The sequence below is a fragment of the Paenibacillus sp. 2TAB23 genome (assembly GCF_052115165.1).
Taxonomy (GTDB): Bacteria; Bacillota; Bacilli; order Paenibacillales; family Paenibacillaceae; genus Pristimantibacillus.
In genome coordinates, this window is the sequence record NZ_JBFRGD010000002.1 from 468,821 (window position 1) to 481,741 (window position 12,921).

14 protein-coding genes and 1 pseudogene are annotated in these 12,921 nt (G+C 43.3%); 5 read left to right on the forward strand and 10 right to left on the reverse strand.

Annotated features, from left to right (window positions below; all coding sequences use genetic code 11):
• Positions 1–36: 36 nt before the first annotated feature.
• From AB4Z29_RS04890 to AB4Z29_RS04905, 4 genes are all read right to left on the reverse strand, one after another.
• Positions 37–735: a hypothetical protein gene (locus AB4Z29_RS04890; RefSeq protein WP_441941966.1), complete on the reverse strand. Its 699-nt coding sequence runs from the start codon at positions 733–735 to the stop codon at positions 37–39.
• The gene (locus tag AB4Z29_RS04895) at positions 725–1,279 is read right to left on the reverse strand and encodes a sigma-70 family RNA polymerase sigma factor (RefSeq protein ID WP_441941967.1); all 555 of its coding nucleotides are present in this window, start codon (positions 1,277–1,279) and stop codon (positions 725–727) included. The genes AB4Z29_RS04890 and AB4Z29_RS04895 overlap by 11 nt, the downstream gene beginning before the upstream one ends.
• A gap of 328 nt (positions 1,280–1,607) precedes the next feature.
• Positions 1,608–3,827, reverse strand: a complete 2,220-nt coding sequence (locus tag AB4Z29_RS04900; RefSeq protein WP_441942017.1) for a heavy metal translocating P-type ATPase — start codon at positions 3,825–3,827, stop codon at positions 1,608–1,610.
• Positions 3,828–4,007: 180 nt separating this feature from the next.
• Positions 4,008–4,346, reverse strand: a complete 339-nt coding sequence (locus AB4Z29_RS04905; RefSeq protein ID WP_441941968.1) for an ArsR/SmtB family transcription factor — start codon at positions 4,344–4,346, stop codon at positions 4,008–4,010.
• A 244-nt stretch (positions 4,347–4,590) separates the two neighbouring features.
• On the opposite strand from AB4Z29_RS04905, the gene AB4Z29_RS04910 reads away from it, so the two are divergent.
• Positions 4,591–6,006: a PepSY-associated TM helix domain-containing protein gene (locus tag AB4Z29_RS04910; RefSeq protein ID WP_441942018.1), complete on the forward strand. Its 1,416-nt coding sequence runs from the start codon at positions 4,591–4,593 to the stop codon at positions 6,004–6,006.
• A gap of 178 nt (positions 6,007–6,184) precedes the next feature.
• Positions 6,185–6,319, forward strand: a pseudogene (locus AB4Z29_RS04915) (hypothetical protein); the annotation flags it as partial.
• A 264-nt stretch (positions 6,320–6,583) separates the two neighbouring features.
• Here the strand turns inward: AB4Z29_RS04915 and AB4Z29_RS04920 are convergent.
• From AB4Z29_RS04920 to AB4Z29_RS04940, 5 genes are read right to left on the reverse strand one after another with little or no spacing between them, the layout of a single operon-like run.
• The gene (locus AB4Z29_RS04920; RefSeq protein ID WP_441941969.1) at positions 6,584–7,321 is read right to left on the reverse strand and encodes an ABC transporter ATP-binding protein; all 738 of its coding nucleotides are present in this window, start codon (positions 7,319–7,321) and stop codon (positions 6,584–6,586) included.
• Positions 7,314–8,135: an ABC transporter permease gene (locus AB4Z29_RS04925; protein WP_441941970.1), complete on the reverse strand. Its 822-nt coding sequence runs from the start codon at positions 8,133–8,135 to the stop codon at positions 7,314–7,316. Before AB4Z29_RS04925 ends, AB4Z29_RS04920 begins: the two co-directional genes overlap by 8 nt.
• On the reverse strand, positions 8,132–8,701 hold the full coding sequence (locus tag AB4Z29_RS04930; protein WP_441941971.1) for a nitrous oxide reductase accessory protein NosL: 570 nt from the start codon (positions 8,699–8,701) through the stop codon (positions 8,132–8,134). Before AB4Z29_RS04930 ends, AB4Z29_RS04925 begins: the two co-directional genes overlap by 4 nt.
• The gene (locus AB4Z29_RS04935) at positions 8,698–10,035 is read right to left on the reverse strand and encodes a right-handed parallel beta-helix repeat-containing protein (RefSeq protein WP_441941972.1); all 1,338 of its coding nucleotides are present in this window, start codon (positions 10,033–10,035) and stop codon (positions 8,698–8,700) included. The genes AB4Z29_RS04930 and AB4Z29_RS04935 overlap by 4 nt, the downstream gene beginning before the upstream one ends.
• Positions 10,032–10,409: a hypothetical protein gene (locus AB4Z29_RS04940; protein ID WP_441941973.1), complete on the reverse strand. Its 378-nt coding sequence runs from the start codon at positions 10,407–10,409 to the stop codon at positions 10,032–10,034. Before AB4Z29_RS04940 ends, AB4Z29_RS04935 begins: the two co-directional genes overlap by 4 nt.
• Positions 10,410–10,609: 200 nt before the next feature.
• Between AB4Z29_RS04940 and AB4Z29_RS04945 the strand changes: the two genes are divergently transcribed.
• The 3 genes from AB4Z29_RS04945 (at position 10,610) to AB4Z29_RS04955 (ending at position 11,858) form a co-directional block, all read left to right on the forward strand.
• A complete protein-coding gene (locus AB4Z29_RS04945) occupies positions 10,610–10,762 on the forward strand; it encodes a hypothetical protein (protein WP_441941974.1) in 153 nt (50 codons plus the stop codon).
• Complete coding sequence (locus AB4Z29_RS04950) at positions 10,759–11,373, forward strand: SCO family protein (RefSeq protein ID WP_441941975.1); 615 nt, start codon at positions 10,759–10,761, stop codon at positions 11,371–11,373. The genes AB4Z29_RS04945 and AB4Z29_RS04950 overlap by 4 nt, the downstream gene beginning before the upstream one ends.
• 122 nt (positions 11,374–11,495) lie before the next feature.
• The gene (locus AB4Z29_RS04955; protein WP_441941976.1) at positions 11,496–11,858 is read left to right on the forward strand and encodes a c-type cytochrome; all 363 of its coding nucleotides are present in this window, start codon (positions 11,496–11,498) and stop codon (positions 11,856–11,858) included.
• A gap of 60 nt (positions 11,859–11,918) precedes the next feature.
• On the opposite strand, the gene AB4Z29_RS04960 is transcribed toward AB4Z29_RS04955, so the two are convergent.
• Entirely contained in the window at positions 11,919–12,569 is a 651-nt protein-coding gene (locus AB4Z29_RS04960; protein ID WP_441941977.1) for a response regulator, read from the reverse strand.
• Between the last annotated feature and the right edge of the window lie 352 nt (positions 12,570–12,921).

Consider the following 12,921-nt stretch of genomic DNA (forward strand, 5'->3'; position numbering starts at 1 on the left):
ACGGCATCTGCTTCTTCGAGGTAAAAGCATTTTCACTTAAAGCGTTGCTGATACCGCCATCTTCATCGCTACATCTCCCGGGATTGACCCGGTTACGCCAAAATGAACATCTTCCATGGTCCAGAACAATTCAGTCATGCCCGGTTGTTCGAATACGAATCCGTCCACTGCGCCTACTTTCGTCTTCGTAAATAGCTCTGCCGGATAGACGGATGCCATGCGGCTGGCCAAAAACGTCACCGTATGTTCGCCCGAAGTATACGTAAAAATGATATCTCTAGTTGGTTGACCCGGCATCCCCACCGCTGCAATTTCTGTTAATGTGTACCCTTTCGGTACAAAGGACGGCAACCGCAGGCCTTCTCCGAAAGACGCCTTTGCTTCTTCGATCGAACCAAGCGTCAATGTCTTCAAATCTGTCAATTCCGAACCGGTGATACCTTCGTTCGTCTGTGGTGGAGACACATTCTCCGTCGTACTTTCCACAGTCGTCGGCGCTGGAGCGCTCGGTGTACCTAACAGCGGGATAGCCACAATGATTGAGACCGCTGCTGCCAATCCCACCGCCGCCACCTTCCAAGATTTCGCCAGTTTCCATTTACGCTCTGCTTTCTCAGCCGACGCTTCTTGACGAATCTTCTGCTTCAGTTGCTCACTCATCTCCATGCTCGAGAATAACATTTCATCAGCCTCCTCTTTAAATTGTTGTTGCAGTTCATGATCCCTATCCGTCATGAATGATTCCCTCCTTACCGATCTCTCGGGCGAGCATTTCTCGCGCCCGATGCAGTTTGCTGCGCACTGTGCCTTCCGGTGTGCTTATTGCTTCTGATATCTCCCGTGTGTTGAGGTCCGCGTAGTAATACAAGTACAACGCTTCTTGATACGGTAACGGTAGGCGAAGCACATGCTGCAGCACTTCGCTCTTCTTCAGCCGTTCAAGCGCCTCATCTTCCAAGTTGATCGTTCGGCCAACCTCCAACTTGCTTGGCTCGGTCGGTTGTTCCGTGAACATACGAACGCTCATTTTGTCACGGCATATATTAACTGTGATCGACGTCAGCCACGTCTTGACGGTACTGTCGCCGCGGAAGGTGTGCCACTTTCGATACGCGCGTAAGAACACCTCCTGGCTAATATCCTCGGCAAGATGAGTGTCCCCTGTATAGAAAAACGCGGTCCGTATGACGATCGTGCCGAATTCGTTCATGAGTTGCTCCAGTGCTTGCGTAGGGTCTTTCGAAAAATTATCCATATGTCGACTGCCGGTCGGCTTCACGTGATCACCACCTTCACCTTATTAGACGGTCCGAGTTGGAAATCCGCTGCAGATAAATCCGTGGAATTTAGAATTAATTGAAAAATTTTAAAGGTGAATGGCTGACAAGAGGTATATCTGACGTAAATAAGAGCTTTAAGTTCTATACATAATAAAAAGAGGCAAGTAATCACTCGTTTGTGATTATCTTGCCTCATTAGTAAAGATAATAGTTAGTTTTTATTAATCGGGTAGTCGCTGCGTTACTTCAGCATTTACATCATATATTCAACAGGACAGGTCACCTTCTATATTCTTATCCCTCAGCCGTTTATTTATATATCACATATCAAGACTTGATTCGCATTATCCGCATACTGTTTAAGATCACAATTAGCGCAGCTCCTGTGTCACTTATTACTGCTATCCATAGAGTCAGAATATCTGGGAAAATTAATATTAGAGCTGCAGCTTTAATGATCAACGAGAACCATATATTTTGCTTTATTATTCGAATCGTCTTACGGCTTAGGTTTACCGTATGTGGAAGCTTCTCTAGGTTATCAGCCATTAATACGATATCTGCCGTCTCCATTGCGGTATCTGTTCCAGCCCCACCCATTGCAAAACCTAAATGAGCTGTTGCAAGAGCTGGTGCATCATTGATTCCATCACCGACCATTGCAACAAAATGGCCTTCATCTTGCATTTGTTTAATAGCATCGACCTTATTCTCAGGCAGCAGTTCAGCAAAATAACGACTAACTCCAGATTGTAAAGCCACTTTTTTTGCGGTGCCTTCATTATCACCCGTTAGCATCACAACTTGTTGCACGCCGACACGTTGCAAGTCGCCAATAGCTTTAAACGAAGTCTGACGAATGCTGTCTGCTACGGCCAGAATGCCTAGTATATTGTGCTGCGTGCCAATGATAACGATTGTGTTCCCTTCACTTTCAAGTGTTTTTATCTGCGTTTCAACTTTTATTACATCGGTTGTACTAATCTCATGAAAAAGCTTTAAATTTCCTGCAAAATACTGCTGGCCCTCTATCGTGGCCCCTACACCTTTTCCGACCAGATTTCTAAACTTATCGCCTTTAAGCGGTAAATGGCCTCTTTCTTTGGCATATCCCACAACTGCTCGTGCAATCGGATGATTGGAGTACGCTTCTAATGTATGGGCGATAGACAACAGTTCGTCTTCTTTTGCCGCTCCGGTAACGATGACTTGAGAAACCCTAGGTTTGCCTTCGGTCAATGTACCCGTTTTATCAAAGGCGATTGCTGTAATTCTCCCAGCGATCTCTAAAAATGCTCCACCTTTAATCAGAACCCCATTCTTAGCCGCATTGCCTATTGCCGATACGATTGCCAGTGGTGTAGAAATGACCAACGCACAGGGACAAGCGACAACCAATAGCTCCAATCCCTTATAGAACCATTCTCCCCATGTACCGACACCAACTAAAGGGGGGAAAATCATAACCCCAAGAGCGAGAACGAATACAATTGGCGTATAGATACGAGCAAACTTATCGACAAAAGCTTCCGTTGGCGCTTTTTTCTCCTGTGCTTCTTCCACAAGGTGAATGATTTTGGCAATCGTAGTGTCCTCGACCAATTTCGTTATCTTTACTTCTAAAGAACCATGCTCATTGATGGTTCCTGCGTATACGATATCGCCGATTTGCTTATCGACAGGAATGGACTCTCCTGTTATTGGAGCTTGGTTTACACTTGATTCACCGGCAATAACCTCTCCATCCAGCGGTATTTTATCACCGGGTTTAATAACGATGACGTCTTCCAGCACGATTTCTTCTACGGGCTTTTTCACCAGCTGCTGTCCGTTTTTAACAAAAGCTTCAGTAGGAGCAAGCTCGAGCAGGCTTCGAATGGAATTTCTGGTCTTCTCAATAGACCGTGATTGAAGGATATTACCTAAGGCAAACAACCAAACAACGGTCGCCCCTTCAAACCATTCTCCAATCGCTGCCGCGCCAAGAATAGCCGCAGTCATCAATACATTCATGTCGAGTGAGCGGCTCTTTAGCGCATAAAACGCACTTTTTGCAGGTATATAACCACCAGTAATAATGGATATTACATAGAGGATATTAATAAGCAAGGGTGAAGCGCCAAAATGAAATCCAAGAAAACCACAAAGTAACAATACTCCTGAGAAGACAACGGAGTTGGTTCCTGATTTATCTTTTTTCGCTATATAACGTCTCCGGCTTGATATATATGAGGCCGTATAGCCGGCTTTTAAAACCTCATTTATTATCTCATCAACAGAATTATTGTGATCAATAGTCATTTTACCTGTCGCAAAATGGACATTTACACTTTTTACATCGGCGTGTGATTTAAGATGGTTCTCAAGGGTTAACGCACAAGAGCTGCAATCCATTCCTTCAATGATATAAGTCCGTGCTTTTTCCTTCTGAGTTAATAGATCCGGGGTGTCAACAACATGGGGGCTTTCTATGCTGCAGCAAGGATCTTTAGGCGCCTCTGAGGCTGCAGTTATGTTTACAAAGTTCAAGCTTTTTTTAAATGTCATTTCCATAGGCATAGAATCAGTTGAACAGCATTCCTCTTCGCAGCCAGGCTTCAGTATTGCATTTGACTCGATAGGCGTTTGTTCATTCTTGAACTTTGATTCTGAATTCGAAGAACAATCTTGATCGGAACAACAAGAATTATTTTTCAAATCATCTTTGCAAATATCGAACCCTCCTCATCATTTTGAACAACAGTCCAGTTCGTCATTCCTTTCACACGCAGCGACCTCTTCTTCAACTTGGGTGAAAACGGATTCCATTACATCAAGAAGCAGAGCAATTTCTCCGTTTCTTAAGCTGTAGTAAATGTACTTTCCGTGCTGTCGACTCACAATAATGCCGCATCCCTTCAAACAGGCCAGATGCTGCGATATGTTGGACTGGTTCCCATTAAGCGCCTCAACAATTTCTGACACCGTTTTTTCGGTGTTCTTTATGCTTTCGAGAATTTGAAGCCTCGTTTTATCACTGAATCCGCGAATGAATTTGGCCTTCACTTCATAGCTTGTTATTCCCATTTGATTGTCCTCCCGTGTGAAACGAATTAGCGAACACTAATATGACATTATATTAGCATTCGCTAATATGTGTGTCAAATTAAACCCATCAAGTAATTAACGGGGTCGAGATCTAACTTATTCTGGTTAATGAGGATAAGCTAGACAATAGATTCGAAAGGATAGCTCTAACGAGTCATACGATGTTAGCCTACATAACGTTATACTTGTAAAGATTTTATTATTATAGGAACGGGGTAACATGATGAGTGCTATGCCAGTTGAAGAATTAAATAAAACACAGCTTGATTCAAAAAGCCGACCAACCATGGGAATGCGCCAAGCCATTTACCAATCGGTTTGGAGGTGGCATTTTTATGCAGGTATTATTTTTGCACCTTTTTTAATTATTTTAGCTTTCAGCGGTTCTGTTTATTTGTTTAAACCTCAAATCGAAGGCTATCTGTATAAGGATATGCTCACCGTACGTGAGGTTGGTTCCACAAAAATGACGCCAGAGAGCATCATTGAAAAAACATTGATAGCCTACCCGAACACGGCTATCTCCTCCATTACACTCGAAGATAACCCAAAATCAAGTTACAAACTCTCAGCAAGCCGTTATGGAACCTCTACGATCATGTATATAGATCCTTACACTGGTCATGTACTTGGCATGATGAACAGCGACAAAACCTTTACTGCTTTTTTCAAAAAACTGCATAGTGAGCTTGTTATTGGCGGGACTTTTGCAAACCGACTTGTAGAACTTGCGGCATGCTGGGCGATCATCATGTTGTTGACCGGCTTATTCCTGTGGTGGCCGCGAAATAAAGCTGCTATAAGGGGAACGATACTTCCAAGACTTAGCAAGCCCGGAAGTCGCCTTTTCTGGCGTGATTTGCATGCTGTTCCCGCATTTTGGATTTCCCTCGTTTTGTTAATCATTATCGCTGGTGGTCTACCGTGGTCGGGAATAATGGGCGTTCAAATGGATAAGGTAGCTAATTCAACGAACACAAATACACCTCCCTTCGCCTACAGCTTCGGCGCAAAGCCTGAATCGGTTACTGTTGCTAAGGATATTGCCGAGGATTTGCCGTGGGCTGCTGAAAATCTCCCCGTACCAGCTTCAGCTGTCGGAGGTTATATACCAATAACCATTAATGATATTGATGCTATCGCTGATCAGAATGGCGTTCTTAAGCCTTATACAATTACAATGCCAATGGGAGAAACAGGTGTATTTACTGTATCCACTGCGCATGAAAAACCAGGAAAAAATGCCACCCTTCATATGGATCAATATAGCGGAGCTGTTTTAACGGATGTTCGTTTTGCTGATTATGGAGTCATGGCCAAAGCCATTTCTTACGGCATCGCTTTTCATGAAGGCAAACTATTTGGCTTAACCAATCAACTTCTTGGATTAATTGCGTGCATCGGCCTCATTTTGGTAGCCGTCAGTTCATACGTGATGTGGCGCAAGCGTAAGCCGGAGGGTAAGCTCGGCGCACCAGCCAAACCTAAAAGCAGCAAAGTTACAATTGGTGTGTTGATCATTATGCTGGTCTGCGGCGCTGTCATGCCTCTAGTTGGCTTGTCCATTCTTGTCGTACTCGTTCTCGATCTTTTCATCCTCCGCAGAATCAAGTCGCTTCGGCATTGGTTCTCGGTTTAATCCTAAGGAGAATATGCTAATGAATATGAATGTAACCATCCATCGTATCTATTTATGGGCTGGTTCCCTGCTTCTTGTCACTTTGCTTTGCGGCTGCACCGCAAAAGCACTCGAAGTTGACGAAAGTGGACTGCCACCCCATCTATCGGTTAATCTCAAACTACCTGAGCAGCTTGAAATGGACAACCCTAGCATCTTCTCTGTTGAGGTGACTAAGAGCGGTGAGCCGCTGGAAAATGCCGATCAGGCCGAATTCGTCATATGGCCGGAAGACGACGAATCCTCAGCCGCGACAATTCAAGCAGAAGAATCATCACCAGGCACATATTCAGTCACTTATTCGATCAGCGAGGAAGGGCTCTACGTTATTCAATCTCGTATTCGATCTGCAAACGAGAAAATTATGCCAGCCAAACGCTTCGCGATTGGCACACACGCCATTGAGAGGCTTGCATTACTGGAGAGTACTCAGCACTCCGGTGCACCTCTCCCTGCAGAAAGCGGGCATCATTGACGAGTAAAGCAAATAAATCCCCCAGCCAAACCGGCTGGGGGATTTGCTTTTGAAACATTACTATTAATGCCCGTTTAATTGACCCGTTAATCCAAACCACTCGGCGAATGCATCCTGTAACCCACCAGCACCTAGTTTGTCACGAATTTCAGAAGAAGAACCTTCAAGCTCGATTTGTCCCCCTCTTAGCAAGGCCATTCGGTCTGCAAGCGCTTCTGCAACATGCAGCTGATGGGTCGAAAAAATAACCGTTTGCCCATTCGCAGCGAGCTCCTTCACCATGCGTACAAAGGTTTCTATCCAATAGGGATCAAGGCCGTTAGTAGGTTCGTCCATTAAGACAATTGGTGGTTTCGCCAATAGCGCCTGTGCGAATAATACCCGTTGCCGCATCCCCTTGGAGAAGGCTGAAACTGATTTTTTTCCTGTATCCTCCAGACCTACTTCGCACAGCACTTCCGCGGCTCTTTGCTTCGGCACTCCGCGAAGCGATGCCCAGAAGGCAAGTGTTTCGTAAGCTGTTAATCCCTGGGAGAACCGGAAATCATCAGGCATGTAGCCGATCAGCTCCGCATATCGCCTGCGATTATCCCTCCAGCGCAAACCGCCAACGCTGATGCTGCCACTGTCAGGCTCCAAGATACCTGCAATCATTTTTAATATCGTGCTTTTTCCTGCCCCGTTGCCACCGCATAACGCCATGATTTGCCCTTGTCCTACCTTCAAATCAAGCTCATTAATGATTAGTTGCTTCTTCATAGATTTCTTAACCTGCTCAAGTTCTACTATAGGATCAGGCACGTGAACGCCTCCTCTCCCAAATCAACTGAGCAGCTGTGATTACGATTCCTATCCATGCTGCAGCCGTGGCCATGAAACCAATACTGCCCGCGGGCTGTTTGATCCATTTTATCCATTCATAATATTCAGGCCCCAGAATGGCGCCTCCACCTAACTTCACGACTGTAAAAAGCCTTGAAAGCTCTGCCGGATTAAGAAAAGTAAGAACGGTTACAGCCGGCTTGATCATTGAATAAGGCAAGAAACCTAAGGTGGCAATGAGTAATGGCGGCCATCCGATAATGGCGAAAAACCAAATCGATACGCCGATCGTTAAGGCTTGCCATCGATTTTTTGCAAGCGTTCCTACAAGCAACGCAATGGCAAGAAAAAACAAAGCTACGCTTGTGGAAAATGCCAGCAGCTGCAAGTACGTCTGCAATCCGAAACCTGAGCCTGCAGCTAAGCCGAGAAAACTAGCAGCACCAAAACCTATAGAAACAATTACAAGCAATACAATGGAAAGGCCAATATATTTTCCAATTATAAAGGACCATGTGCTGATCGGATAAGTAGATAATAGTTCCCAGCTGCCATCCTCCTTCTCCGCTGTTAATGAAAAGGAGCCAAGGAGCAAAGACATCAACGGCAATAAATACAAGATCAGATTAAGTGTTGTTCCTGTAATGCCTGAATATCCTTGTACATAGCCTTGTGCATTAATTAAGAGAAGACATAACATAAATAATGTAAAAAGGCCCATGAAAGAATAGGCCCAGGGATTGCGAAATCCTAGCTTTACTTCTCTTATTGCAAAATGAACAGTCTGAATCACGAGTTCTCTCCTTCTGTCCCGTGGCCCATATCCATCTCTAGTTCACTACCATCGGAATGCATACTTTCATTATGCATCTCCATCGCTTCCATATCCATCATGTCACGGTTAACTTCCCATTTATGATTAGCAAGTTCTTCAGAACTAAGCAGCTGCCCCATTCCTTGCTCATCAATGTAAGCTTGTGCAGATGATTTATCCTCAAAGGCAATCACACCATAAGCCATTGGCGTTACATAGGCAGCATCATAGGCATAATAGGCTCTTTCATACTTAATCCAATCCCCGCTGTTATGATCTCTAACAAATTCTGCTCCTACGGTTTCCTGACCATTTTTGACTTTCCACTCATTCATACAGCCAATATCATCGAATTTCAAGGATTGACCATCCGTCGTAATAATTTGGGTCGCGTAAGGATCATCCTTCACCGCCATATTGCAAATCACACATTTGTCCACCTCTTCATTAATCGCTTCCGGCTTATATTCCTTCGCTCCACATGCGCTTACCAACAATATTATCATGACCAAAAATAGTGCTGTACCAAATCGTTTCGTCTTCATTTTTTTCTTACCCCCACGTATATGAAATAAAAAGCCACACTAAGTAATCCAGCGCCAACTACCGCCGAATTCCGCAAAGTTTGTGTCGGTAAAACAAATTTCAGCTCCCCATTGGGCTGCATCAACGGCGACGTGTCCGTTGACCACGATTGTCTATCTGATTGATACAGGTCTTCTAGAAAAACCATACCCGGCGACTGGAAAAACAATTGAAAGCCAGGTCTAGCTTTCACTAGGCTTTGGAAAAAAGGATTAATCGCATATGCCGTATCACTTTTGCCATCCCCATTCGTATCAATGCCCTGAAAGGAGTCCCAGTAATTTGCTTCAAGTTGATTTCCTATGCTGTTTCTTGCTTCCGCACTAGCAACATTACCTGCAAACTGATTTTCATGAATGTCATTGTCTTCAGCATCTAGCAGTTGTATGCCGATAAAATTTCCAATTACAGCGTTGTCTTCAATTTTGTTATTTGTTGATTGTTCTACATAAAGCCCTACACGATTACCTTCGACATGATTGCCCGAGATTGTAGTGTGATGTGCGTCAAATAACAGAATTCCTTGAGAATTTACATTCTCACTTTGTTTGGTAAATTGATTGCCAGAAACCTCAACATCACGAACCGCCATGATCATAGCCCCGGTTATATTCAGATTGCCGATATTGTTACGAATCACCGTGCCTTTCGTATACATGCAATGAACACCGTAGCGAAGCAGCTCAAACTGATTATCCTCGATTATATTTCGATCACTATTCTCCATATAGATGCCATCATGCATAGAAGAAATCCGATTTCCCGCAAAATAATTGCCATGTGATTCATACAAATCGATTCCATTTCCCTTGTCTGAGAGTTTAAGCGGCCGATTCTGAACGACACCTACCCAGTCAATTCTTGTGTTTAGAACTTTGCCGTTATTCGCCTTCCTCATCTTAATTCCGAAGGAACCGGTTCGTATTTGCAAATCATCAAGTAAAACATCATTTGCTTGAACTAAAATGGATGGCTGTTTTTTGATTGTCTCATCTAAGATGGTCAATCCAACAATTGAAACGTTATTCGCATTAATCTGCAGCGCAGGTTTATTTGATGTATTTCTAATCATAGTACCTGCTTCAGTCTCAGCGACCAGCTGCAACGGCTTATCAATGACAAGGGGTCCCTCGTAAGTTCCGGCAGGTATGTGAAGAATGTCACCTGCATGCGCTTCATTAATTAATACTTGCAAAGGACTCGGCGTTTCTTCTGCTTCAACGATACCTGCTCCGATCATAGTAGGAATCACTATCAAAATGAAAACACAAATTAATTGCTGCACTACTCTCATTGCACCTCTACCTGTTTCTTTTTCGTTAGGTGGATGTCCCCGGTATACAGATGCAAGTAAACTTCATAATTGCCTGGTTTTGCAAATGTGTACGCACCACTAAATACATTCTCTCCTTCTTTCTTTGCCTCAATCAACACGGGATCTCCATCGACTCGAACTTCAAAAGTCATACCAGAGGAGCTCGATAGCTTTCCTCCTGTGAATTCTGCAGATAGGTTTATAGGTGATCCATGTACGGGTTCATTCGGATCTGTTGTCAATTGTGCATCGATGGCTGCCGGGTCAATCGTAGCCGGAGGAGAGGCTGAGCAAGCAGCGAGGCAACTGAGAATGAAGAACATCACACTTAGCGTTATAATCATTCTTCGCAATTCTTCACCTTCTTTCAAAAATGTACTGGATTTATTTTAACAAAGGTATACATTTATCCGAATGACTCGAAAGAGCCATTAACCGAATTTAATTGTCACAAATAGCAACGAAATAGCTCGTTCGAGCCATTAATGCTCCACAATATTTCCTTTTATAATAAGAAGAACAAATCAACAGATTCAGAAAGGAGAAATACAATATGCTGTATTGGATTATTTTAGGCGGGTTATTTCTAGCAGGAGGTGCCTATGTGATGTTAAATGGAGCAAAGCTAGTTCAAGAGGATAACATCTTACAGGATAAGCTGGCACAGTCTTATACGTCAGCTTCTCAGAAGGAGATCCCTTCATGAAAGTAAAGAAAGTAAATCCATTTCTAATAGCGGTCATCATTTTAGTTCTAACTTTGGCGACTTATTTATTTGTTACTTCTCAAAACTCGGACGCCCGGCTCCCTATCGTGAAAGCTGCTCCAGACTTTACCTTGCAACAGCTAGACGGGTCCAATTTTGAACTGAAAGAAAACCTAGGTAAAATCATGCTTATTGAATTTATGTTTACGAGCTGTCCTGACATTTGCCCAGCTACCACGTATAATATGGTTTTGCTTCAGGATGAATTAAAAAAGCAAGAAAGCTTCGGAAGCAAAGTGCAGCTTGTTGCCATTACCTTCGATCCCCATACGGATACTCCTGAAGTTTTTCAATCTTATGCACAGAGGATGGGGATTGATCAGTCGGGTTGGAGGCTGTTGCGCGGTGACGAGGCCTATACGATTGAAAAGGCTAAAGAATACGGAATTGGCATTCAAAAACTCGATGATAATCAATTTGTTCATACGGTCACCTCTCTCATGCTTGTAGATGCCAAGCAGCAGATTAGAAAGGTATATCGCATGGGTGGAGAAATGGATAACACCCTTATTTTAAAGGACATAAATACGCTATTAAAAGAAAAAACCTGAGTAGTATTTTTAATAAAACGCTGCACGGAGAGCCACCTATTAAGTCGGAATCAAACGAGCCATAGTTAACTCATCCTGCAAATTGTAGAGTAAATAGGATTATATCGTAAAGGGGATTTTTCATGCAGAAGTGGATCATGTCAATCGTATTAGGTATTGCGGGCTTTTTATTTGTAATTCTGCTTCTGTTCAACCTCCCTGCAAAGGAAGAGGCTTCTCAAATGGATTCTCCCGCATCCATCCCAGAAACACCGGTAAATGCTTCAAAAGCGGAATCCATTTACAAAAGCAACTGCATGCATTGTCATGGTGATGAGTACCAAGGAGCGATGGGACCAGCTCTCAATCAGGTTGGAGCCAAACTTGGCAGAGAAAAAATATATAACCAGATTGTTCATGGCGGTGGAGGAATGCCTGGTTACGAAGGTCGTCTGACAGAAGAAGAAATTGTGAATATAACCAATTGGTTGGGGTCATTTAAGTGAAACTCACACGAAAAAACAGCACAAGCCTCATCTTCTGAAGAGGCTCGTGCTGCATTTCGTCTACACTTGGTAGTATCCCTGTTCATAGGCATATCTAGCAAGCTGAACACGATTTTCCAAATGAAGCTTCTGCAGGATGTTTTTCAAATGGTTCTTAACCGTATGCTCGGAAATAATTAATTGTGCAGCAATATCTTTATTCAACATCCCCTTGGCTACCAGAGATAATATTTCTTTTTCCCTTGTCGTTAAGGGGGACTCTTCCGTCTTTGGCCTCTCAAGCTGAGAAAATTCACTTAATATACGCTGTGCGAGTTCTTGAGACATAGGCGTCTCGTCAATAGCAACGGCCCTTAAATATTCAAGCCATGCACTCGGGTTTAAATTTTTGAGTAAATAGCCTTGAGCACCTTTCTTCAACGCTTCAAATAAATGACTAATATCGTCAGACACCGTGACCATTACTATTTTTACGTAAGGAAACTTAGCTTTGATTTTCTTTGTTGCTTCAAGTCCTCCCATCTGCTTCATGTTAATATCCATCAAAATCATATCCGGCATAGCTTGTTCCGTCCAATAAATGGCTTCTTCTCCATTTGAAGCTTCCCCCACAATTTCAAACAGGGAATCCTCGCTGAGTATTGTCTTCATCCCTTCTCTTGCATGAGGATGATCATCTACAATTAGGATGCGTACGGGTTGCTGCGTCATGAAGTTTCGACCTTCTTCCTTTGTATGACTTCTAATGATGTTCTGCCTGAATCCCTTCTCAGATCCATTTCCAGCCAACATCTCTTGATGCTAGACAACTAGATCTAGTGAATTGGCCATTTACTTATATTGTCTCTTATTGATACTCACGTACACATGACTCCTTAGAGCTAATTTGCTAAATAAAATTCATCTCTTCGTAAAAATGATTCAGTTATCTTGGTTCTATCCAGTGCTTGTTCAACTGTCATCTCCAGCACTCCCATAATTGAAATGCTGAACTGTTGTATGAGATGTTATTTATCCCGAAGATGCTCGGTCTACTTACATCATCGTTTCACCAGCATTTTGC